The following is a 21,628-nucleotide window of genomic DNA, read 5'->3' as shown; positions in this document are numbered from 1 at the left end:
CGTGGTGTCAGGCGCGGAGTTCGGCCCCGTCCGGGATCACCCGGCGCCGGCCGGCCGGTGACTCCACCTCGACGTCGCCGACCACCACCACATCCTTGCCGAAGGCAACGTCACCGCGCACCTCGAGCCGGTCGGCGCGGACCAGCGACGGCGGCCCGGCCGGGAACCGGACGTCGAAGTCGGCCAGGATCTTGAAGTACTCCGGGTCGAGGTCGACGTACGGCTCGTCGCCCTCGTGCGTGGTGGTCAGGTCGCCGGCCTCGTCCAGCTCGTAGACGTCGGAGCGCAGGACCAGCAAGTCGTTCGTGGTCTTCACCGGCTTGAACCGGCTGCGGTCGACCAGCACCGCCTGCGAGCCCTCGAAGGTCTCGATCGCGGTCCCCATCCCGGTCTCCAGCTGGATCACCTTGGGCGAGGACGGGTCGGCCGGGTCGACGGTCTTGCGGTTCACGATGATCGGCAGCCCGAGGATCCCGTCGTGACCCTCCATCAGCTCGGCCAGCCGGTCCAGGTCGATCCACAGGTTGTTGGTGTTGAAGGTCTTGTGCCGGGAGACGTCCTGGAAGTACTTCGTGTCCTCGGCCGCGACCTGTGCGCTGTCGCGCAGGATCAGCCGCCCGTCGGACCTGCGCACCGCAACGTGCCCGCCCTTGCGGTCGGACCGGGTCCGCCGGCAGACCTCCATCCCGAACGGTACGTCGTGCTCCGCCATCCAGGCCGCGATCCGCGGGTCCGCGGTCGCGCCGAGGTTGTCGGCGTTGGAGATGAACGCGTGCCGGAAACCGTGTTCACGCAACGCGTCAAGGGTGCCGGAGGCAACCAGTGCGGTGAACAGGTCGCCGTGCCCCGGCGGGCACCAGGCCAGCTCCGGGTCCGGCTCCCACTCCGCCGGCGTCAGGTCGTCGGCGAGCAGCTTCGGCTCCATGTTCTGCTGGAAGTCCAGCGGCAGCCCGTCGATCGCCAGACCGTCGTACTCGCTGAGGATCTGGCGCGACTCCTCCGTGGTCCGGAACGAGTTCATCAGCACCAGCGGCAGCGGAACGTCGTACCTGCGCCGGGTGCTGAGGATCTGCCGGGCGATGATGTCGAGGAAGCTCAGTCCGTCCTTGACCGGCAGTGCGGACTTCGGGCCGGTGACACCCATCGACGTACCGAGGCCGCCGTTGAGCTTGATCACCACCGTCTCGGCCAGCGCGGCCCGCTGCGCCGCCGAATCGGTGTCCAGGTGGTCCAGATGCGGCAGGTCCCCCACCGGCTCGATGTCGTCCTCGCGGATCGTGCCCTGCTGACCGGACTCGAGTAACCGGTAGTAGTGGGTGAAGACCCGGATCGCGACGTCGGCAGTGCCGGCCGCGCGCATCTTCTCCTGCGCCTGTCGTAGACCTGCCTCACTCATGTCCCAACACTAGGGGACGCGTGGTGATCACAGTGTTAACCGCGTCACGCCGCCTACGATCAGTAGGTGTTCGCGTCCAAGGCCGCTGCGCGGTCCCATTTCCTCGGTGCCCGCAGCAATCGATCGTCCGCAGGGGACTTGCTGGCAGGTGCCCGCTCGTTGGAGGCGGTGCAGAACGCCCGGCGAGTGGCTCTGTACGTGTCCAGGGGGCGCGAACCGCAGACTGGCGCCCTGATCGACTGGCTGCTGGCTACCGACCGTGACGTCCTATTGCCGATCCTGTACGCCGACAACGACCTCGGCTGGGGTGTGGCACCGGGAGCGGCCGACCTGGTCCCCGGCCGGCTGGGTCTGTCCGAGCCGCCCGTGGACCTGGGCCCGGACGCCATCGCCACCGCGGATCTGGTCATCTGCCCGGCTGTGGCGGTCGCCCGCGACGGCGTACGGCTCGGACGCGGTGGTGGCTCCTACGACCGGGCACTGGCACGAGTGCGGCCCGGTACGCCGATCTGGGCCGCGGTGTACGACGCCGAAGTCGTCGACAAGCTTCCAGCCGACGACCACGACCATCCGGTGCACGCGGCGCTCACGCCAAACCACTTGATCCTGCTGCGAGGATCTCTGGATGACTGAGACCGCGGTAGAAGCCGCAGCCACAGCCGGACGTGACCTCGGCCTGACGGTCACCGACCCGACAGTCCTGTACAGCGCCTTCTCGGTGGTAGTGCACCTCAAGCCGTCCCCCGTGGTCGCACGCGTGCCGATGAACCTGCCGGACTACCTGATGGAAAGAGAAGCCACCGCAGTACGTCAGCAGCGCGAGCTGGACGTGGCCGGGTGGCTGGTGGACCAGGGCAAGCCGGTGATGGCGCCGAGCCCGCTGGTACCACGGAAACCGGTGGAGAAGGACGGCCTCTCCATGACGTTCTGGCAGTACGTCGAGGAGGACAAGTCGGTCGAACCCGACTACGTCGCGGGGACGGTCCGGGCCGCCGAACTGCACGCCATCCTCGCGGAGTACCCGCGAGAGCTTCCGTGGCTGACCCCGCTGCTCGCTGTGCCGTCGGGCATCGAGTCGCTGGAGGCGGTGCCTGGGCTGCTCGAGCAAGAGGATGTCGACCGGGCGCGTGCCGAGTGGGCGGTGCTGGGACCGGTGCTGTCGAGCCGGGCCGCCTTCGAGGCGGTCTTCCCGTCGGCCACGATCCAGACGATTCACGGCGACGCTCCGTCGTACAACGTGATCCCGACGAAGGACGGAGTGCTGTGGTCCGACTTCGAGGACACGACGCTCGGCCCGACCGAGTGGGACCAGGCGGGGTTCGGCCCGGAGCTCGGCAAGGTGTACGACGAGGCGGCGGCCGCACTGGGACGCCCCCAGCTCGATGAAGCTGTGCAGCGGGTGATGGACATCGCTCGGGTCATGCAGGTCATCGTGTGTACGCCGCTGGTGCCGCGACTGCCGGACCTGGCGGACGGCATCCGGATGTTCGCCGCACAGTGGCGGGACATGCCGTTCGCTGGTGGACTGGGCTGATGCTCAGCGAGTACGTCGACACCGGTGTCCTCCCCGGTCTGATCTCACTGGTGAGTCGCGGCGACGAGACCCGGGTCGACGTACTCGGCAAGCTCGCGTTCGACGGTCCGGAGCTGCTCCGGGACAGCCTGTTCCGGGTCGCCTCGTTCACCAAGCCGATCGTCGCCGCGGCGGCGATGATCCTGGTCGACGAACTGCGGCTGTCCATGGACGCACCGGTCGCCGACCTCCTGCCGGAGCTGGCGGATCCCGTCGTACTGCGGCAGCCGGATGGATCACTCGACGACACGGTCCCGGCGGAGCGGCCGATCACCCTGCGGGACCTGCTCACGTTCCGCCACGGCCTGGGTGAGTCGGACCATCCGGCGCTGCGGGAACGCGAGCAGGACCTGGAGCTGCGCACGTTCGGGCCTCCGGTGCCGCGTACTCCGCTCGAACCGGACGAGTGGATGCGGCGACTCGGGACGCTGCCGTTGCAGTATCAGCCGGGTGAGCGGTGGATGTACTCGACCGGCTCACACGTGCTCGGCGTACTGATCGCGCGGGCGACCCGAGGGCCTTTGGAGACGTTCCTGCGGGAGCGGATCTTCGAACCGCTCGGCATGCGGGACACCGGGTTCACTGCGTCGGACCCGGCACGGCTCACGACGGCGTACCTCGGAGAGGACGTTCTGGACGCTGCGGCGGGCAGCCAGTGGCTGGAGCCGCCGTCCTTCCCTGATGCGAGTGGTGGGCTGATCTCCACGGTTGACGACTTCCATGCGTTCGCCCGGATGCTGCTGGCCGGCGGCGACGGTGTGCTGTCCCCTGCGGCGGTCGCGGAGATGACAACTGACCAGCTCACGGCAGGACAGCGTGCTGCCGCCGCCGACTTCCTCGGACCGGAGACCGGATGGGGCTACGGGTTGTCCGTCGGAGGAGGGCGGTACGGCTGGGCCGGCGGTCTGGGGACGCTGTGGTCGACGACGCCGGCCGACGGGACCATCTCGATCCTGCTGACCCAGCGTGCCCTGTGGACGTGGCCGGAGGCACTGTTCGCCGAGGCTAACGCTCCGGCTTGGTGAACGTCAGGAGATCCTTCCGGCTCTCCTCGACGGCGCCCTTGGTGTAGGCCCAGGGCAAGGTCTCGCCACGTGCCCACAGCTCGGTCTGGTCGGTGTAGTGGGACGAGAACGCGTGCCCGGACACACCGGTCAGGTTGATCCAGCGGGACTTGTCGAAGTCGGCCAGGTCGACCACCATCCGCATCGACGGTGTCGACGTCACCGTGTAGCCCTCGGCGGCATCCCATGAGGTCGCGTCCACGAGCGACGTACCGCCGCCCAACTCGTACGGACCACGGTTGAAGATCCGCTCGATCACGCCGATACCCGACGTACCGAGCGTCTGGTTGGTCAGCGTCAGCTTGTGCAGCTTGCCCCACTGCCAGTTCGCCGGCTCGCGGGCCATCTTCTGGGTGATCTCGGACCGGGCCTCGACCAGCGCCTCGCGCAGGATGTCGTCGCGGCTCTCCAACTGCGGCGTCCCGATCTTGTCCCACCACTTGCTGTTCGGCTGGGCGAGCAGTGTGTGGATCACTTCGAACCAGCGCGAACCACCGTCCGGCCAGGTGCTCTCCGGGAGCTGGTCGTGGAAGGTCAGCGCGAGGATGTTGCGCCACACCACGTTGAAGTAGGCCGCCGCCGCGGAGTCGGCCGGCTGGGTGAAGTCCCAGTTCTTGAGGGTGTCCTGGCCCTGCCGGTCGAAGCTGTCGTCGATGCCGATCCGGAGCAGATACGGCACCACCATCTCGGCCACCCGGTTCTTGGTGTCCAGCTGGATCGACGCCATCGCGTTCGCGTCCAGCTTCCCGGCCGCCTTGATCCGATCGGTGATCTGCTGCGACCGGTAGCCGTAGTCCCAGTCGTCGCTCAGGAAGTACTTGTACGTCGGCGGCACGACCGCCTGGTTCGCCGTGACGATCACGCCGCCCGCCGGATCGAAGTCACTCGGCAGCGAGTCGAACGGGATGTACCCCTTCCAGCGGAACTTCGGGTCCCAGCCCGGCACCGGCCAGTCGCCGCGGCCGGAGTTGCGGATCGGGATCCGTCCGGGCGCCTGGTAGCCGATGTGGCCGTCGGTGTCGGCGTACACCAGGTTCTGCGAAGGGACCTGGAACGACTTCGCCGCGGCCCGGAACTGGGTCCAGTTCTGGGCCCGGTTGATCGCGAACAGTGCGTCGGCGGTGCGGCCCGGGGTCAGTGCGGTCCACTGCAGTGAGACGCCGTACGCCTTCGGCTTTTTGCCGCGCTTGGCGACGATCTCCCCGATCTCGCGCTGGTCGTCACCGACGTCGGAGATGAGCGGACCGTGCCGGGTCTCCCGGACGGTGATCTTCACCGGTTCGTCCTCGCCGGCGACCTTGAACGTCTCCTCGCGCGTCGCCATCTTGCTCCACCGGTTGTTGTAGAGCACCTTGTTCCCGTTGACGCGCTCCAGATACAGGTCCTGGACGTCGGGGTCGAGGTTGGTGAAACCCCACGAGATCGCGTTGTTGTGGCCGATCACCACGCCGGGCAGTCCCGAGAAGCTGAAGCCCGATACGTCGTACGGACAGGCTCGGCTGACGTTGTTGCAGTGCAGGCCGACCTGGGTCCAGATCCCCGGCATGGTCGCGCCGAGGTGCGGATCGTTGGCCAGCAGCGGCTTACCGGTGGTGGTGTGGTCGCCGGAGACGACCCAGGAGTTCGATCCGATCCCGTCGCCCTGGCCGAGCAGTTGCGGCAGCCCCTTGGCCACCTTGTCCACGGTGTCCAGGGACTTCAGCAGGTCCTTCGTCAGCATCCCGCGCCGCAGCTCGGAGTCGACCGGCGCGGTGGTGAACTGACCGTCGCGACCGACGGAACCCGTCGCGAGGATCGGCTGGTTCCGGTCGAACGGATAGTCCGGGTAGAGGCTCTCGATGTTGCGCGCCGGGAACGACGCGAGCAGCTTGGTCTTGGTGATCTCGTCGTCCATGTTGCCGCCGAGGTCCCACGCCATCGCCTTCAGCCACGCCAGCGAGTCGGCCGCGGTCCACGGCTCCGGGCGATAGTCGGTGCCCTTCAGCGACAGTACGGCGTACTCCAGGCTCAGACCGGAGCCACTGTGCGTCGAGAGGTACGAGTTCACTCCGCGCGCGTAGTCGTCGAGGTACTGCCGGGTGGACGGGCTGAGCAGACCAAGCTCCTTCTCGGCGACCCGGCGCCAGCCCAGGGTGCGGATGAACTTGTCGGTCTCCAGAGCGCTCTCGCCGAACAGCTCGGACAGCCGCCCGGCGGTGACGTGCCGGCGGAAGTCCATCTCGAAGAAGCGGTCCTGCGCGGCCACGTACCCCTGCGCGGCGAACAGATCGGACGGACTGTCGGCATAGATCTGCGGGATGCCCTGGGCGTCGCGGACCACCTCGACCTCCGCGTCGAGACCGTCCAGCTCGATCGTTCCGTCGTAGGTCGGGAAGGAATGGCGCACGACGAAGACGACGGTCCCGGCGATCACCAGGAGGACCGTGGCGAGGGCGATTCCGCTGATGACGAGGACTCGAAGCAGGCGACGCACGGACCCAACCGTAGAGAATGCCGCCGTCCACCCCAAATGGGGTCCCTCACAACTTTGCGTTGCTCTGCGTTCCATCGCCATGAACACAGAGTTGGAATACGTCGCCGTCCCGGCCGCCGACCTGGACCGGATCCGCTGCAACGACCACGACGACTTCGGCAATCCGATCGTTCCGCTGACCTCCGGCGGTGGCGAACCGCTGCGATGCTGCCTCACGATCGCTCCGGCCGGCGACCGGATCGCGCTGGTCTCGCACCGGCCGATGACGGCCGGCGGACCGTACGCCGAGGTCGGACCGGTCTTCGTCCACCTCTCCGACTGCGGGGGCCCCGCGTCCGACGGCTACCCGGCCGACTTCACCGACCGACGGTCGGTACTGCGCCCGTACGACGCCTCGGGGCGGATGCTCGACGGGGTGCTGGCCGCGGCGGGGACCGGTGAGGTCGAGCTCAAAAAGCTGTTCGACGACCCGGCGGTGGACACCGTTCAGGTGCGCAACGTGATCGCCGGCTGCTGGAACTTCACGGTCCGCCGACAGGCCTGAGTTGGAATACTTCGGGCCGCTGGCGCATTATTAGCAGTCGAGTAGTAGGAGTGCCAGCGGCCTGAAGGGAACCGAACGTGCCGACGTATCAGTACCAGTGCACCGACTGTGGTGAGGCGCTCGAGGTGCGACAGAGCTTCACGGACGACGCGCTGACCGTCTGCCCGGCGTGCCAGGGCACGCTGCGGAAGGTCTTCAACGCCGTCGGTGTCGTTTTCAAGGGTTCCGGCTTCTACCGCAACGACAGCCGGTCGTCGGGCAAGACCACCGTGCCGGCCAAGTCCGAGTCCTCGACGGCCTCATCGTCGTCCTCGTCTTCGTCCTCCTCGTCGGAGTCGAGCTCCTCGTCGTCGGGTGGTTCCTCGTCCTCCGGCAGCTCGTCGTCGTCCAACGGCTCGTCTGGTGGTTCCTCGTCCTCTGGTGGTTCCTCGTCTTCGACGAGCACCAGCGCCGCCTGACCTGCTGCCTGTGGATAACTGAAGGGCGGCCGCCGGCGAAACTCGTATTTTCTCCGGCATGAGACTCCCCTCGCTCCTTCGGGACCTGTTGCGTGCCGCTCGGTGGCATCGCCGGCTTCTCGCCGGCGCGGTTGCCGCGGCCGCTGTGTACTTCGGCCTCGTCGCCCTGTCCCCTCCACCACCGCCGACCGTCGCCGTGCTGGCCGCTGCGCGCGATCTCACCGGCGGGGCCGTCCCATCCGACGGTGATCTCCGAACACTCGACCTGCCCGTCGGCGCCGTGCCCGACGGTGCACTCAAACCCGGCACGGATCTGACCGCGCGCGTTCTGAGCGGACCGGTCAGATCCGGTGAGCCGTTGACCGACGCACGCTTCCTCGGTCCTGGTTCCGTTCCACCGGGATCGCTGGCCTACCCGTTCCGCATCGACGACCCCGACATCACCGCACTCCTCCGCGTCGGCGATCGCCTGAACCTGTACGCCGCGACGAGCAGTGCAGCCGAGTCCGCGGATCTGCTCGCTCGAGCTGTGCGAGTGGTCGCGTTGCCGAGTCCGCGGACGACGTCCTCCGGCGCTCTCATCGTCGTCGCCACCACATCCGACGTCGCGAGCAGACTGGCCCAGGCCACAACCAATTCCCGCATCACCGTCGCGCTGACACCCGACACCAGCTGATCACCAATCGGGCAGGTGCCGGCACGAAGCGTGGCTGCCCCGGCGCGCTCCCTCGCCCTCGTGGCTGTGCGGTCCTACCTTGTCTCGGGTACATCACCTGCTTCGTGGAGGCACCCACATGCTCAAGGGCTTCAAGGAATTCGTCATGCGCGGGAACGTCGTCGACCTCGCGGTCGCCGTCGTCATCGGCGCCGCGTTCGGCCTGGTCGTCAGCTCGGTCGTGAACAACCTGATCAACCCCCTGATCGCCGCCATCTTCGGCAAGCCGGACATCAGCGGCGTCTTGACGTTCACCATCAACAACGCGGAGTTCTCGATCGGCGCGATCCTGCAGGCGGGACTCAACTTCCTGTTCGTCGCCGCGGCCGTGTACTTCGTCATCGTCATGCCGCTGAACAAGCTGGCCGAGCGCCGGGCCCGCGGTCAGGAGCCGGAGCCGGACCCGCTCACCACCGACCAGGAGCTGCTGACCGAGATCCGCGACCTGCTGCGTTCCCGTTCGGTCTGATCTCCGCAGGAGCGGGTAGGCGCACAAACCTCAGCCCCTGAGCTCGCCGGCGCCTACCTTCTCCCCGGTTTCGTCAGTCCCCGGCGTAGCGCATCCAGCGGTAGGCCACCGGCTGATCCGCGTTCCACTCGTCCATCAAGCCCGCCGGCACGTCCACGAATCCCGACCGCTGGTAGGTCGCGATCGCGATCGCGTTCTCCGGCCGCACCCGCAGAAACACCTCGGAGTACCCGGCTTTACCAGCCGGTCCGAGCAACGCCCGCACCAGCTCCGCCCCGATCCCCCGACCGCGGACCTCCGGGTCCACGATGATCCGCGCCAGCTCGACCTCGTCCTCCTCCTCGTCGAGCCAGACCTCCCCGTAGCCGACCGGTCGTTCGCCGTCGAACAGCAAGTACGACTCGATATCCGGGTCGTCGACCTTGCGCCAACTCGCCGTCAACTCCGCCGGGAACGGGTACTCGGCCCGCCCGGACAGCAGTCCCACTTCGTTCGCATCCACGGCCCAGCTCGCGACCAGACCGTCGTACCCGCTGGTGAACCCCCGAAGCTCCACGCCCGTCCCCTCAGTTCACGAACTCCACGATCGTTCGCACCAGTTGGTCCAGGTACGGCGGGAAGGTGGGCAGCGGTGGTTCCGCGCTACCGGCCAGCTCACGACTCCCCTGGATCAACCGCAGCAATGCGTCGACCGTCTTGCGCTGATGCGACGGATTCTCCGGCACCGACGGAAGCACCGCCACCGGGATTCGGGCCAGCCCGGTGAGTTCGGCGTCGGTCACACCCCGCAGAGTCTCCCCGGCCAGCAATCCGTCCACGACCTCAGGAGGGCACCCGAACTCGATCAGCCCCGCACGTGTACGCGCATCCACGGCCGCATCACCGCCGGTGGCCGGCCAGGCCAGTAGCAGCCGCTCGACGAGGTCCGGATGTTCCATCGCGAGCCGAGCCGCGACCGGACATCCGTTGGATGCTCCAACGATCGTCAGTCCGCTGTCCCCCGGCGGCAATCGGAGGTTCCGGAGACGTTCACCCAGCGCCGTGACCTCGGCGTCCCATCCACTCGGCCGCTTCAAACGGTCCGGCGCAAGCACGGTCACCCCGTGCGACGCCAGTCCGCCGATGACTCCCGTCGTACCCCAGAAGGCGTTCGCGTCCATGGCATCCCACAGGCCGCCGTGGATCAGCAGGACCGTGCTCATTCGTGGTGGGGCGGGACCTCGCGGAGGATGCGCTCGTCGTCGTCACTGCCGAAGTCGTTGTCGCCCCAGGTGCGCGGGTCGTCATCACGAGTCTGGTCCGGCAGCAGCGGCTCGTCGTCTTCGTACGGGCTCGTCATGCCCCCAAGATTACCGGGCCTGCGCACCGCCGCCCCTGGAATTCCGGGGATCCGTAGCGACAGCGGTTCAGGCCCCCATCGCAGCGCGGGACGGGCGACCAGCGCGTGCACGTTACAGATCTGCCTCGGTTGCCGAACGATCCGGCGGCGTGACCGGAACGACGCGCCGCCGTGATGTTCCGGCACGCATGACGTGACGCCGGTCGACCATCATGGGTGACCTTGCCAACCCGGAAGGACCGAGTCGTGAGTGCATTACGGACACGGGGCCTGATCGGTGCGACGCTTGTCGTGGCTGTACTCGGCATCACCGCCGCCTGCGGTGACGAGAGCTCCACGTCCCCGCCCGCCGCCCAGCCCAGCGATACGCCGACCACCCCCGGCAGCCCAACCCCGTCGCCCACCTCCAGCGGCACACCCAGCACCGACTGCCCCGACACGATCGCAGCCGTCCGCGCGGCCGCCGACAAGGTCGTGTGGGGCAAGGGCGTGGCGACGTCAGTGTTCCAGCCGGTCAGCGTGACGATCTGCCAGTACGACGCGGAGGCGTCCGGGCAGGCGTACGCGACCGGCACCACCCAACGCACAGCCAAGCAGGCGACCGACCTGTTCGCCCTGGTGAACGCACCGAAGCCCGTTGCCAAGAAGCCGGCCTTCTGCACGAAGGAACTCGGCCCGACCTACGTCCTGCGGTTCACCGACAACGACCGCGGCGTCCTGTCCTACACCGTGGAAGCCTTCGGCTGCCGCCGCCTGGTGGCGACCTCCTTGGAGGGCCAGGGCAAGCCGGGCGTGCTGCCGGCTCCACGCCAGGTGACACCCGAGCTGATCAAGTCGCTCGGCCTGCGCTGACCCCGCGCCGGACGTGCACCCCGAAGCCGTCCGGACCGGGGTCAACCCGCGCCTGCCTTGCGGGTCCCTCCCTGGGGCCGACCCGCAAGGCAGGCAGCGGCGGCTTGTCAGCGCTCTCCCGAACCTGCACGCTGTTCGTTCCGGGAGGGGTACATGCGACTGCTACGAATGCTGTGCGCGCTGCTACTCGTGTGCACGGCCTGCTCGTCGGAAACCCCTTCATGCGCAGGGGTTTCCGGCTTCACGTGTACGACGCTCCGCGTGCCTCTCGACCATCAACGGCCGGACGGTCCGTCGCTCGACCTGGCCGTGGCGGCCGCGGACAACGTAGACGCACCGCGCGGCGTGCTCCTGATGCTCACCGGCGGCCCCGGCCAACCGGGTGTCCCACTCCTGGCTCGCGCCCGTGCGTACCTCGCTCCCGAGGTGTTACGCGAGTACAGGCTGGTCATGTTCGACCAGCGCGGCACGGGCACGCCTGGCATCAATTGCCCTTCTCTGCAAAGAGCTGTGGGCGGCTCGGACTTCCTGACACCACCCGCCGAGGCTGTGGACGAGTGCGCGCAGCGGATCGGACCCGGACTCGGGTACTACGGCACGCCGGACACCGTCGAGGACATCGAGCTGCTCCGGCAGCACCTCGACGCCGACCGCCTGACGCTGGACGGTACGTCGTACGGGAGCTTCACGGCGGCGCAGTACGGACTGAAGTACCCGGACCGCGTGCAGTCGCTCGTGCTGGACTCGATCGTCCCGCACAAAGGCTTCGACCCGCTCGCCGTCGACCTGATGGCGACAACCGGTACGGTCCTGAAGGCCGCGTGCCGCCAAGACCCTGCCTGTACGACGGATCCCGTCGCCGACCTCGCCTGGTTGGTGCAGCACGGGGTGAGTGGCACCGACGTGATGGAGAGCTTGTCCGTCTCCAGCCTCAACACAGTGAACCCATCACTGAAGGGCATCCCGGCGATCCTGCACGCCGCCCGCAACGGCGACGATGCCGGCTTGAAGGAGTTCCTCCAGCAGGCGACCAGCAGTGGTCTCTCCTACGACACGTTGTCCGCGGGGCTGCACATGGCCACGCTCTGCTCGGACCTGCGCTTCCCCTGGACCGGCCAGTCCGTCCGCGGCCAGTCCGCGCGCGGCCAAGCACTCGAGACAGCGCTGCGCCGTCTGGATCCGAAGCGGCTGTATCCGTACGACCTGCGCACCGTACGCGAACAGCAGATGATCCAGGGCTGCCTGCGCTGGCCGGCCGCGCGGACGTCGACGTATCCGAAGGCGCAGGAGTTGTTGCCGCGCACACTGATCCTCCAAGGCAGCAACGACCTGTTCTGTCCGGTGGAGTGGGCCCGATGGGAGCAGGCGAATGCACGCTCGGCGCGGCTGGTCGTCGTGCCGGGTAGTGGGCACGGCGTGCAGCGCGATCCGCGCGGGCAGGATGAGGCCCGCAAGTTCCTGCTGGGCTAGGCGGTCTAGTCCAGCAGTCGCGGTGAGATCCAACTGTGTGTGAATGGTTGCAGCACCCTGAGCCACTCGATGCGTCTAATAGGTGTGAGGTGTTGTACGCCCGGCCAGGGAGCGGCGAGTGGAGTTCGAGGAGTACGTGTCCGCCCGCGGACAGGAACTGGTGCGGCTCGGTTTCACCGTTTCCGGCGACTACCAGCGAGCGGAGGATCTGGCGCAGATCGCGCTGATGCAGGCGTTCCGGGCCTGGCGCAAGGTGCGGACGGCGGACGATCCGCACAACTACGTCCGGCGGATCCTGATCAACGCGTACCTGTCGATGACGCGGCGGCGCTCGTTCACCGAGGCGCCGACGGCCGAGATCGACGCAGAGCACACAGTGCCCGACCCCGCCACCGGCATCGTGAACTCCGACGACCTCTGGCGCTCACTGGCCACGTTGTCGGCCCGGGAGAGGGTCGTGCTGGTCCTGCGCTACTACCAGGACCTGGACGACCACACGATCGCCGACCTGCTCGGCATCAAACCGTCCTCCGTCCGCGCGACCGCCAGCCGAGCGCTGGCCACGCTGCGACGGACCAGGCAGTCCCACCGTGTTGATGAGAGGTTGTCGTGAGCAACACCGATCTCGAGGATGACCTGCGGGCAACCCTCGACCGTGCCGCGGCCTCGGTGCCGCCGGTCACCGGCCTGACCGAGCGGGCCACCACCGGCGCCCGGCAGGCCCAGCGCCGTACCTGGATCGCCTCCGGAGCCGCCGCCGTCGCGGTGGCTGCTATCGCTGTCGTCGGATTCAACCTGGCCGGCCGGGAGGCGCCTTCTCAGCTGCCGGTCGCTGCGGACACGGCTGCGGCGACGCCAACCGCGACAGTCCAGCTCTCGCCCCAGACCGTGGCCGGGACCTGGCGACCGGTTGAGATGGACGGACTGAAGACGCTGAAGGCGGCGCGACCCGAGGATCCGGTGCTCGTGCTGCTGCCGGACGGGACCTGGAACGGGTCCGACGGCTGCAACGGCCTCCAGGGGACGTACACGATCGGTCAACGCGGCGAGTTCGCCGCCACGGTCGGTCCGCAGCGCATGGTCGGCTGCGAGAACGTGCCGCACACCGGCGTACTGAAGACGGCCAAGCGGGTCGCCCTGGACGCCGACACGCTCCGGTTCTTCGCCACCGACGGGCGTCAACTTGCGAGTTACGCTCGCGCACGGTAGCGGAACTTGCTTGCGGACGGTGATCGGCTATTGACTGAACGGAGTCCCGGACTGGACGATTTACGGAGGCCGTCCACCGATTGGGGAGCTCTGTGCGACTCACAGCAACCGTCCCGCTGCTCGCGCTTGGCTCCGTTTCACTCCTCGCAGTCGGTCTCACCGCGACAGCCACGCCTGATGCGGTGACTGCAGCGGCAGCCTGCTCGCACGCTCAGCCGAGCGCGAGTTCGGTCCAGTCCAAGCGCTTGGCGCAGCCGACGTCGTCGACCGACGCCCGCCCGCTCGGCGAGGCGCTCGGTGACGGCATCTCAGTCGCCGTGCAGTCCCTGGAGCCTCTGGACGCCACCGGCCGGCCGACGTCAGGGCTGCCGTACGGGCTGAGCGCCGGCGTCATCGGCGTGGTCGGCTCCGCCGCGACCGGCTACAAGGTCGTGGTCGACAGTTCGGTGCTGGACTCGAAGAAATACCAGGCCGCGATCGCCCGCAGCGTCCCCACGGCCAGCCAGGAGATGGTCGGCCTCGAGCGCAGCTGCCGCTCGGTCCGCGCGATCTCCGACGCCTGGAACGCGGTCGGCGCCCGCTCCTGGTCCTCCGATGCGAGCCGTACGACGTTCGCCGCCGACCTGGACCCGGTCACCGAGGACATCGTCGTGGAGTACGACGAGGCCAGCACCTCCCCCGCGTCACTCGACGGCTTGCGCGGACTGAACGGCGTACAGGCCGTCGCCAGCTCGCTGGAGCGGACGACGCGGCTGAGTGACACGCCGAACGGCGGCCACTGGGGCGGTGCCCGGATCACGTCGGCCCTCAAGAACTGCTCGGCCGGTTTCTCCGTCGTACGACGCTCCAACGGGCAGCGCGGCTCGGTCACCGCCGGCCACTGCGGCGGAGTCGGCACGGTCTGGAGGTCAGGCAGCAACTACTACGGCACCACGTCCGTGCGGACGAACTACCCCGACTACGACCAGTCCCTGCTGACCGGCAGCACGTACGGCCCGAAGATCTGGACCGACGGCCCCGGCGACCCGGTCGACACCCGCACTGTCACCGGCGGCGCCGACCCCGGTGTCGGCACGGCCGTCTGCCAGTCCGGCAGCTTCAGTACGTCGCTGTGCGGCCTCAGAGTCATCTCGAAGTCGGCCAAGTACTGCGACGCCGACGGCTGCACGACGTACGTCATCCGCGCCACTCGAGGCGGCCAGATCGCGATCATCGGCGGCGACTCCGGCGGCCCGGTCTACAACGCGCCCGGCCGCACCACCGCCACCATCCGCGGCATCACCTTCGCCGGATCCGGCTGCGTGTCCTCCCGCTGCACCACCCTCTACGCCGAGCGCTACGACTCGATCGCCGGGCACCTAGGCGTCCGCGCCCTCACCGGCTAGCCGCTGGGGCTCGTGCTGGGCGAGGTCTCCGTTTCTCGACAGGCTGATTGCGCCGCCCACGGCGAGGATGAACCCGAGTGTCGCGACCCACCCCCAGCCGGGCCTGGGCATGTCGCCCAACATGAGCAGGCCGACCAGAGCGGGTGCGACCGTCTCACCGACGACCAGCGGCGCCGTTGCCTGCGTCACGCTGCCGCGTTGCAGGGCCGTCGAATACGTGAGGAGCGCGACCCCGCCCGCCAGCAGCAGCGCATAGATCGACGGATCGGTGAACAACGTGCCGAGATCGCTGAAGAACGTGTCGAGATGGAGCGAGCCGGGCAGCACCCGGGCGGCCACCGCAACCGCCCCGAAGGCAAGGCCAGCCAACGCGCCGAGGGCGGCGGCACCCGGGGGGCCCTTGATCTGGGCCAGTGGCACCGCCAGAACTCCGAGTACGACGGCCGCCACCAGCACCCCCCAACGTTCCGCCTCGCTGACCGAGACCGCACGGTCCTCCGCCGCGGACAGGCCGACCAGCACCAGTCCGGTGAGGACAACCAGCAGGGCAATCCAGTCGGAGCGGTTCAGCGGCATGTGCAGGAAGATCGCGCCGAGAACCGCGGTGACCGCCAGGAAGCTCGCCACGATCGACTGCACGACGAACAGCGGCAGAGATCTGAGCGCCGCGATCGACAGCAGGAACGCGAAGGCGTCGAGCCCGGTTCCCAGCAGGTACGGCCAGGAGCGGAACAGCCGGATCGCCAGCCGCGGGTCGAGGCCCTCCACGGTCTCGGTACGGCGCGCGGCGACTGCCTGCAGTACCGATGCCACGCCGTAGCAAACGGCTGCTGCAAAGGCTCCGAGCAGACCGGCGATCATGTGCCGAGGCTACGCCGGAATTCCGCGGGTCAATACGTTCGACTAAAAGCACCGTCACCAAACGTGCTCGGGCGAGGTCGTTCGGGTAGGTATACGTCACCAACGGTCTCGTGTACCGTCGTGACCGGGGAAGCGATGCGCACTGTTGCATTGCTGCGTTGCACAGGGGTGGGCGATGAGCACAACGGTGGATACTGCTGCGCTGCCAGCAGAATCGCGTGCCCGGACTCGCTCGGTTGGTGTTCTCAAACCGCTCGACGACCGCTGGCCGGACCGTTTCGCCGCCGCGATGTTCGTATTCGCCGCGCTGGCCGCAATTGTGGCGCTGGTACCGCCGTGGCGGAATTATTTCGCGCGGGAAGAAGACATCGTTTCGATGCTCACGATTCCCATTGTGCCGAGCCTCGTTTACGCCGCATTACTCACAGCGATGGGTGTCGCACTGAGACGCAGGCTGCGCGCCGCGTGGTGGCTCCTGGTGCTGTGGTGGCTGATCCTCCCGGAGCTCGCGAGGATCGCCTCTCTGCTCGACGGCGGCTCGCTGATCCAGATCGCCGGCTTCGTGCTGATCGCCGGAGTGCTCGTCATCGCGTGGCGCGCCCGGCCCCAATTCGCGGCCAGACGGGTGCCGGGCAGCCTGCTGCTGGCGATCGTCTCGTTTCTGGTGGGCGGCGCGGTCGTGCTGTTCGGCGGCGCCGCCTTGGTCCACCGGTTCGGCGACGCGAGCAACTTCGCGACCGCGGCGCAGTACGTCTTCGTCGAGATGCTGACCGATGTCGGCTGGGCGGCTCCCGACGAGGTGGTGACCTCACCGTTCTGGGTGCACGCGGTGATCGGGATCTCGGGCGCATCCGTCGTACTGATCTCTGCGCAGCTGTTGTTCCGGGCGCCCAAGCAGACCCGGACGCTGGACGTCGCCGACGAGGCCAGGATCCGCACGCTGCTGCGGGACTTCGGCGACACCGACTCCCTCGGGTACTTCGCGACTCGCCGGGACAAGTCGGTCATCTGGGACACCGGCAGTCCGGCCTCGGCCCGGGCGGGTGTGTCGTATCGCGCGATCGGATCTGTCAGTCTCGGCAGCGGGAACCCGGTGGGCGACCCCGAGCACTGGCCGGCGGCCATCGCGCGGTGGCGCGAGGACGCGAGGTCGAACGGCCTGTCGCTGGCGGTGATGGGCGCGGGCGAGGAGGGCGCGGCCGCGTTCGCGGAGGCCGGGCTGACGGCGTACGAGATCGGCGACGAGGCGGTCCTCGACGTGCGGACGTTCTCGCTGAACGGGCCGGGCATGAAGGCGGTTCGGCAGTCGGTGTCTCGTTTGCAGCGTCGCGGCTACACCACGAGGGTCATGCGTCATTCGGCTCTGAGCGCCGACGAGTTCGCGGCCCTCAGTGTCGCGGCCGGCTCGTGGCGCGGCGACGGCGGGGACGAGCGGGGGTTCTCGATGGCGCTCGGCCGTCTGGAGGACTCACTCGACGGTGACTGCGTTCTGGTGCGTGCGGATGACGCGGACGGGAACCTGCGCGGATTCCTCAGCTTCGTTCCGTGGGGCCGGACCGGGCTGTCGCTCGACTTGATGCGTCGCGACCCGTCCGCCGACAACGGCCTGGTGGAACTGATGGTCACAGGCCTCGCCGAGCAGGGCGGCGCGCTCGGTATCGGCCGGCTGTCGCTCAACTTCGCGATGTTCCGGGAGGCGTTCGAGCGAGGCGAGGAGCTCGGAGCCGGCCCGGTTGCCCGGCTGTGGCGTCACGCGCTCCTCCTGGCGAGCCGCAACTGGCAACTGGAGTCGCTGTACCGTTCCAACGCCAAGTACCTCCCGGTGTGGCAGCCACGGTTCATGTGCTTCGAGTACACCTCGGACCTGCCACGGGTGGGGACGGCCGCGGGCAGTGCGGAAGGTTTCCTCACTCGTCCTAGCCTCTCGATGCTGCGGGGCAAGTCCGGGCAGAACGGCGAGACCGCTCTGGACACCGCCGACGCCGACCACGCCGCCGCGGTCACCGCCCTGATCCCCGCCCCGCCGGATCCGCTGGCCGAGGCGATGTCTTTGCAGAAGCTGCCCGAACAGGTGCGGGTACGGCGGGAGAAGCTCGAGCGGATCCGGGCCAGTGGCGTCGATCCCTATCCGGTGACGTACCCGCGGACGCACACGATGGCTGAGGTCAAGGCCGAGGCCGGAGTACTTCCGCCGGGAACGTCAACGGGTACCCGGGTATCGGTGGCGGGTCGAGTCATGCTCAAACGCGACCACGGACGGTTGGGTTTCGCCAAGCTGCGCGACGGAAGCGGCGACCTGCAACTCATGGTCGACCTCGCCGCCGTCGGCCAGGAGACCTTCGACTTCTGGCGTCACGAGATCGACCTCGGAGACCATATCGGCGTCACCGGCGACGTGATCACGACCTTGCGCGGCGAGCTCTCGGTGCGCGCCGAGTCCCTGCAACTGACGAGCAAGGCGGTCCGCCCGCTGCCGGACAAGTTCAAGGGAATGGTCGATCCGGAGGCACGGATCCGGGCTCGCTATGTCGACCTGATCGTTCGTCCGGCCGCTCGCGACATCGCGTACACGCGGGCGACCGTCGTACGGAGTGTGCGTGAATCCCTGCATGCGCGCGGATTCACCGAGGTGGAGACTCCCGTTCTGCAGTCGATCCACGGCGGCGCGAACGCCCGTCCGTTCGAGACCCACATCAATGCCTACGACCTCGATCTGTATCTGCGGATCGCGACGGAACTGCACCTGAAACGACTGCTGGTCGGCGGAATGGAGAAGGTCTTCGAGCTGGGCCGGCAGTTCCGCAACGAGGGCGTGGATTTCAAGCACAATCCGGAGTTCACCTCGATGGAGGTCTACGAGACGTACGGCGACTACAACACGATGCGGATCCTGACCCAGGAGATCATCCAGGAGGCTGCCACCGCCGTGTACGGCTCGCCGCTCGCACGCCGTACCGATGCGAACGGGAAGACGGTCGAGTACGACCTGTCCGGGGACTGGCCGGTCAAGAGCATCTGCGAGGCGGTGTCGGAGGCACTCGGCGAGGAAGTCACCGCGGACACACCGATCGAGGCGCTGCGCGGACACGCGGACAAACTCGGACTGGAGTACGCCGGCGACACCACCTGGGGACCCCTGCTCGAAGAGATCTACGAAGAGCTGTGTGAAAGCACCACGACGACACCTGTGTTCTACAAGGACTTCCCGAAGGAGAACGCGCCACTGACGCGGCCGCACCGGTCGGACCCACGGCTGGCGGAGAAGTGGGATCTGGTGATCTTCGCGGCTGAACAGGGTACGGCGTACTCCGAGCTGGTCGATCCGGTGGACCAGCGCGCGCGACTCGTCGCCCAGTCCTTGCTGGCCGCTGCCGGCGATCCGGAAGCCATGCAGGTCGACGAGGACTTCCTCGAGGCGCTGGAGTACGGCATGCCGCCGACCGGTGGGATGGGGATGGGGATCGACCGCCTCGTCATGAACCTGACCGGGCTCTCGATCCGCGACACCATCCTGTTCCCGCTCGTCCGGCCGAGCGGATAGGGCGTCGGGCCGTTGTGACCACCCGCCACGCAAGCGCAGTCCAGAAGGTCTCGGTCCTCACCCTGACCGGCATGGTCGTCGGTTCGATGGTCGGTGGTGGGGTCTTCACGCTCCCCGGCGAGTTCGGCGAGGCGACCGGCGTACTGGGTGCCGTCATCGCGTGGATCATCGCCGGTACGGGCATGCTCATGCTGGGCCTCGTCTTCCAGTCGCTCGCCGTACGCCGGCCGGACCTGGACAGCGGTGTGTACATCTACGCGAAGACCGGGTTCGGCGCGTACGCCGGGTTCAACGCGGCTTTCGGCTACTGGGCCAGCAACGTGGCGGGCAACGTCTTCTTCATGGTCTTCACGATGACCACGCTCGGCACCTTCTTTCCGGGCCTGGGGCAAGGAAACACCTTCCTCGCCGTCGTACTGGCGTCGGCGCTCGTGTGGTTGTTCCACTTCCTGATCGCGCGCGGCGTACGGCAGGCGACCGTCGTCAACCGGATTGTCACGATCGCCAAGCTCGTGCCGATCCTCACCTTCATCGTGATCGTGGCCGTGGCCTTCGAAGCGGGGACGTTCGCGGACAACTTCTGGGGCGGTGACGAGCGGTCGGTCGGCGCGGTGTTCGACCAGGTCAAACAGACGATGCTGGTCACCACGTTCGTGTTCCTCGGGATCGAGGGGGCGAGCGTCTACTCGCGCTTCGCCCGTCGTCGTGAGGACGTCGGGCGAGCGACGGTGCTGGGGTTTCTCAGCGTGCTGGCCGTGTTCGCGTCGGTGACGCTGCTCTCGTACGGCGTACTGCCGCAAGCCGATCTGGCGAAGGCGAAGCAGCCGTCGATGGGCGGCGTACTCGAATCCGTGGTCGGATCGTGGGGATCGACGTTCATCAGCATCGGCGTGATCATCTCCGTCCAGGGCGCGTACCTGGCGTGGACGTTGATCAACGCGGAGGTTCTCTACATGCCGGCGCGCGGTGGGGTGATGCCGAAGTTTCTGACCCGTGACAACGTGCACGCGACCCCGATCGCCGCCCTGCTCACCACGACCCTCGCCGTTCAATTGGTGCTCGTCCTGGTCCTGTTCGTCAACGATGCACTGGACTTCATGCTGAAGCTCGATACCGCACTGTCGTTGGTGCCCTACCTGCTGGCGGCGGCGTACGCGCTCAAGCTGACCATCACCAGGGAGACCTACACACCGGCCGACGAACCGGAGCGACGCAAACAACGGGCGATCGCAGCCGTCGCGGTCCTCTACTCGATCTTCATGCTGTACGCCGCGGGCCCGAAGTACCTCCTGCTCGCCTCGATCGTGTACGCGCCGGGGACCCTGTTGTACCTCCTGGCTCGCCGCGAGGAAGGCCTGCGTGCCTTCAACCGGGCCGAGGCCGTGGCGTGCGTGGTGCTGATCGTCGCGGCGGTGGTCGGTGTCGTGCTGCTGTTGACCGGCTCCAGCGATGTATGACGGGTGATGTAGGTGCACTGGTATCAGGACCTCGTCGACACTGGCCGGGCGCAGGCCGCCTGGGCGCTGTTCGCCTTCCTCCTCACGTTCACCGTCGCCCGGGCCATTACTCGCCGCATCCGCGCCAAGCAGGCTTCCGCGCAGCCCGGTGATGGTGGCCTGTCCGACGTGCACATCGGTGGCGTCCACATCCACCACCAGGTCTGGGGAATCCTGCTGGTGTTGCTCTCCGGGCTTCTGCAGTTCCGCTACGCCCCGGCGTCTCCCTGGGCTGAGGTGCTCGCAGTGATGTTCGGGGCGGGGGCTGCGCTGACGCTCGACGAGTTCGCGCTGTGGCTCCATCTCGACGACGTCTACTGGGGACCGGAGGGACGCAAGTCCATCGATGCGATCCTGCTCGGCGGGGCGCTGGGCGTGGTGCTCCTGATGCAGACCAGCCCGATCGGAGCCGAGCCCGAACGGGCCGGCGGTGGGCTCGCGCGGTGGGCCTACTTCGCGAGTGTCGGATTCCACCTCGTGATGGCGATCCTGTGCTTCCTCAAAGGCAAACTGGCCACCGGCCTGATCGGCATCGTCGTACCGCTGGTGGCTTTTGTCGGAGCGGTCCGCCTGGCCAAACCCGGCTCGACCTGGGCCGTACGCCGGTACGGCGAACGCAAGACCGAACGAGCCGGCAGGCGCTTCGGCCCCACCTACAACAAACGCTGGAACCGAATCCGCGACGCCCTAGGCGGCCAACCAAGCCGCCGCACCTAACAGCCAGCGCTCGGGATCCAGCCTCCTCGACCTCAAAGCCGCCGCCGAGATTCGCAGCCACGCCGT

General features: G+C 68.0%; 20 protein-coding genes and 1 pseudogene. 15 read left to right on the top strand and 6 right to left on the bottom strand.

Annotated elements, in window-relative coordinates; all coding sequences use genetic code 11:
* Positions 1-7: 7 nt before the first annotated feature.
* A complete protein-coding gene (locus AB0I34_RS23140; RefSeq protein WP_360448150.1) occupies positions 8-1,396 on the bottom strand; it encodes a UTP--glucose-1-phosphate uridylyltransferase in 1,389 nt (462 codons plus the stop codon).
* A 66-nt stretch (positions 1,397-1,462) separates the two neighbouring features.
* Here AB0I34_RS23140 and AB0I34_RS23135 point away from each other — a divergent pair, with 66 nt between their 5' ends.
* From AB0I34_RS23135 to AB0I34_RS23125, 3 genes are read left to right on the top strand one after another with little or no spacing between them, the layout of a single operon-like run.
* The gene (locus AB0I34_RS23135) at positions 1,463-2,029 is read left to right on the top strand and encodes a 5-formyltetrahydrofolate cyclo-ligase (protein WP_360448149.1); all 567 of its coding nucleotides are present in this window, start codon (positions 1,463-1,465) and stop codon (positions 2,027-2,029) included.
* Positions 2,022-2,930, top strand: a complete 909-nt coding sequence (locus tag AB0I34_RS23130; RefSeq protein WP_360448146.1) for an aminoglycoside phosphotransferase family protein — start codon at positions 2,022-2,024, stop codon at positions 2,928-2,930. Before AB0I34_RS23135 ends, AB0I34_RS23130 begins: the two co-directional genes overlap by 8 nt.
* Positions 2,930-3,994 (top strand): serine hydrolase domain-containing protein, encoded by a 1,065-nt coding sequence (locus AB0I34_RS23125; RefSeq protein ID WP_360448143.1) that lies wholly within the window; start codon positions 2,930-2,932, stop codon positions 3,992-3,994. Before AB0I34_RS23130 ends, AB0I34_RS23125 begins: the two co-directional genes overlap by 1 nt.
* Here the strand turns inward: AB0I34_RS23125 and AB0I34_RS23120 are convergent.
* Entirely contained in the window at positions 3,975-6,506 is a 2,532-nt protein-coding gene (locus AB0I34_RS23120; RefSeq protein ID WP_360448140.1) for a penicillin acylase family protein, read from the bottom strand. The genes AB0I34_RS23125 and AB0I34_RS23120 overlap by 20 nt on opposite strands.
* 79 nt (positions 6,507-6,585) lie before the next feature.
* On the opposite strand from AB0I34_RS23120, the gene AB0I34_RS23115 reads away from it, so the two are divergent.
* The 4 genes and pseudogenes from AB0I34_RS23115 to mscL all read left to right on the top strand — a co-directional run bounded on the left by AB0I34_RS23115 (position 6,586) and on the right by mscL (position 8,692).
* A complete protein-coding gene (locus AB0I34_RS23115; RefSeq protein WP_360448138.1) occupies positions 6,586-7,050 on the top strand; it encodes a DUF1203 domain-containing protein in 465 nt (154 codons plus the stop codon).
* Positions 7,051-7,127: 77 nt separating this feature from the next.
* Positions 7,128-7,403: pseudogene (locus AB0I34_RS23110) on the top strand (FmdB family zinc ribbon protein); the annotation flags it as partial.
* A gap of 163 nt (positions 7,404-7,566) precedes the next feature.
* On the top strand, positions 7,567-8,184 hold the full coding sequence (locus AB0I34_RS23105; RefSeq protein WP_360448136.1) for a hypothetical protein: 618 nt from the start codon (positions 7,567-7,569) through the stop codon (positions 8,182-8,184).
* Positions 8,185-8,302: 118 nt separating this feature from the next.
* Entirely contained in the window at positions 8,303-8,692 is a 390-nt protein-coding gene (gene mscL, locus AB0I34_RS23100) for a large conductance mechanosensitive channel protein MscL (RefSeq protein ID WP_360448133.1), read from the top strand.
* A gap of 73 nt (positions 8,693-8,765) precedes the next feature.
* Here mscL and AB0I34_RS23095 read toward each other — a convergent pair whose 3' ends face one another.
* From AB0I34_RS23095 to AB0I34_RS23085, 3 genes are read right to left on the bottom strand one after another with little or no spacing between them, the layout of a single operon-like run.
* A complete protein-coding gene (locus AB0I34_RS23095) occupies positions 8,766-9,248 on the bottom strand; it encodes a GNAT family N-acetyltransferase (RefSeq protein WP_360448130.1) in 483 nt (160 codons plus the stop codon).
* 10 nt (positions 9,249-9,258) lie between these two features.
* Complete coding sequence (locus AB0I34_RS23090) at positions 9,259-9,894, bottom strand: hypothetical protein (protein ID WP_360448127.1); 636 nt, start codon at positions 9,892-9,894, stop codon at positions 9,259-9,261.
* Positions 9,891-10,031, bottom strand: a complete 141-nt coding sequence (locus AB0I34_RS23085) for a hypothetical protein (RefSeq protein ID WP_165554438.1) — start codon at positions 10,029-10,031, stop codon at positions 9,891-9,893. Before AB0I34_RS23085 ends, AB0I34_RS23090 begins: the two co-directional genes overlap by 4 nt.
* A 246-nt stretch (positions 10,032-10,277) precedes the next feature.
* Here AB0I34_RS23085 and AB0I34_RS23080 point away from each other — a divergent pair, with 246 nt between their 5' ends.
* From AB0I34_RS23080 to AB0I34_RS23060, 5 genes are all read left to right on the top strand, one after another.
* Positions 10,278-10,883, top strand: coding sequence for a hypothetical protein (locus AB0I34_RS23080; RefSeq protein ID WP_360448124.1), 606 nt, complete (start codon positions 10,278-10,280; stop codon positions 10,881-10,883).
* A 261-nt stretch (positions 10,884-11,144) separates the two neighbouring features.
* Positions 11,145-12,353, top strand: coding sequence for an alpha/beta hydrolase (locus tag AB0I34_RS23075; protein ID WP_360448122.1), 1,209 nt, complete (start codon positions 11,145-11,147; stop codon positions 12,351-12,353).
* Positions 12,354-12,471: 118 nt separating this feature from the next.
* A complete protein-coding gene (locus tag AB0I34_RS23070; RefSeq protein WP_360448119.1) occupies positions 12,472-12,966 on the top strand; it encodes a SigE family RNA polymerase sigma factor in 495 nt (164 codons plus the stop codon).
* Positions 12,963-13,562 carry an META domain-containing protein gene (locus AB0I34_RS23065; protein WP_360448116.1) on the top strand — a complete coding sequence of 200 codons (600 nt, stop codon included), beginning with the start codon at positions 12,963-12,965 and terminating at the stop codon, positions 13,560-13,562. The genes AB0I34_RS23070 and AB0I34_RS23065 overlap by 4 nt, the downstream gene beginning before the upstream one ends.
* 92 nt (positions 13,563-13,654) lie before the next feature.
* Positions 13,655-14,947 carry a hypothetical protein gene (locus AB0I34_RS23060; RefSeq protein WP_360448113.1) on the top strand — a complete coding sequence of 431 codons (1,293 nt, stop codon included), beginning with the start codon at positions 13,655-13,657 and terminating at the stop codon, positions 14,945-14,947.
* Here the strand turns inward: AB0I34_RS23060 and AB0I34_RS23055 are convergent.
* Positions 14,921-15,808 carry a hypothetical protein gene (locus AB0I34_RS23055; protein ID WP_360448110.1) on the bottom strand — a complete coding sequence of 296 codons (888 nt, stop codon included), beginning with the start codon at positions 15,806-15,808 and terminating at the stop codon, positions 14,921-14,923. The two genes, AB0I34_RS23060 and AB0I34_RS23055, sit on opposite strands and share 27 nt — an antisense overlap.
* 175 nt (positions 15,809-15,983) lie before the next feature.
* Between AB0I34_RS23055 and lysX the strand changes: the two genes are divergently transcribed.
* The 3 genes from lysX to AB0I34_RS23040 are packed head-to-tail and all read left to right on the top strand — an operon-like array spanning position 15,984 to position 21,562.
* The gene (lysX, locus tag AB0I34_RS23050; protein WP_360448108.1) at positions 15,984-19,349 is read left to right on the top strand and encodes a bifunctional lysylphosphatidylglycerol synthetase/lysine--tRNA ligase LysX; all 3,366 of its coding nucleotides are present in this window, start codon (positions 15,984-15,986) and stop codon (positions 19,347-19,349) included.
* A 14-nt stretch (positions 19,350-19,363) separates the two neighbouring features.
* Positions 19,364-20,806, top strand: coding sequence for a basic amino acid/polyamine antiporter (locus AB0I34_RS23045; protein ID WP_360448106.1), 1,443 nt, complete (start codon positions 19,364-19,366; stop codon positions 20,804-20,806).
* 12 nt (positions 20,807-20,818) lie between these two features.
* Positions 20,819-21,562, top strand: coding sequence for a hypothetical protein (locus AB0I34_RS23040; protein ID WP_360448103.1), 744 nt, complete (start codon positions 20,819-20,821; stop codon positions 21,560-21,562).
* The last annotated feature ends 66 nt before the right edge of the window (positions 21,563-21,628 follow it).

Origin of the sequence: Kribbella sp. NPDC050281, assembly GCF_040655855.1 — a bacterium.
Taxonomy (GTDB): Bacteria; Actinomycetota; Actinomycetes; order Propionibacteriales; family Kribbellaceae; genus Kribbella.
This window is presented reverse-complemented; position numbering and strand designations above follow the sequence as displayed.

What these genes read in the sequence shown, in the direction of transcription:
- AB0I34_RS23140 (WP_360448150.1), bottom strand. Translation starts at nt 1,396, where the DNA reads ATGAGTGAGGCAGGTCTACGACAGGCGCAGGAGAAGATGCGCGCGGCC.
- mscL (WP_360448133.1), top strand. Translation starts at nt 8,303, where the DNA reads ATGCTCAAGGGCTTCAAGGAATTCGTCATGCGCGGGAACGTCGTCGAC.
- AB0I34_RS23085 (WP_165554438.1), bottom strand. Translation starts at nt 10,031, where the DNA reads ATGACGAGCCCGTACGAAGACGACGAGCCGCTGCTGCCGGACCAGACT.
- AB0I34_RS23115 (WP_360448138.1), top strand. Translation starts at nt 6,586, where the DNA reads ATGAACACAGAGTTGGAATACGTCGCCGTCCCGGCCGCCGACCTGGAC.
- AB0I34_RS23105 (WP_360448136.1), top strand. Translation starts at nt 7,567, where the DNA reads ATGAGACTCCCCTCGCTCCTTCGGGACCTGTTGCGTGCCGCTCGGTGG.
- AB0I34_RS23090 (WP_360448127.1), bottom strand. Translation starts at nt 9,894, where the DNA reads ATGAGCACGGTCCTGCTGATCCACGGCGGCCTGTGGGATGCCATGGAC.
- lysX (WP_360448108.1), top strand. Translation starts at nt 15,984, where the DNA reads ATGAGCACAACGGTGGATACTGCTGCGCTGCCAGCAGAATCGCGTGCC.
- AB0I34_RS23125 (WP_360448143.1), top strand. Translation starts at nt 2,930, where the DNA reads ATGCTCAGCGAGTACGTCGACACCGGTGTCCTCCCCGGTCTGATCTCA.
- AB0I34_RS23130 (WP_360448146.1), top strand. Translation starts at nt 2,022, where the DNA reads ATGACTGAGACCGCGGTAGAAGCCGCAGCCACAGCCGGACGTGACCTC.
- AB0I34_RS23055 (WP_360448110.1), bottom strand. Translation starts at nt 15,808, where the DNA reads ATGATCGCCGGTCTGCTCGGAGCCTTTGCAGCAGCCGTTTGCTACGGC.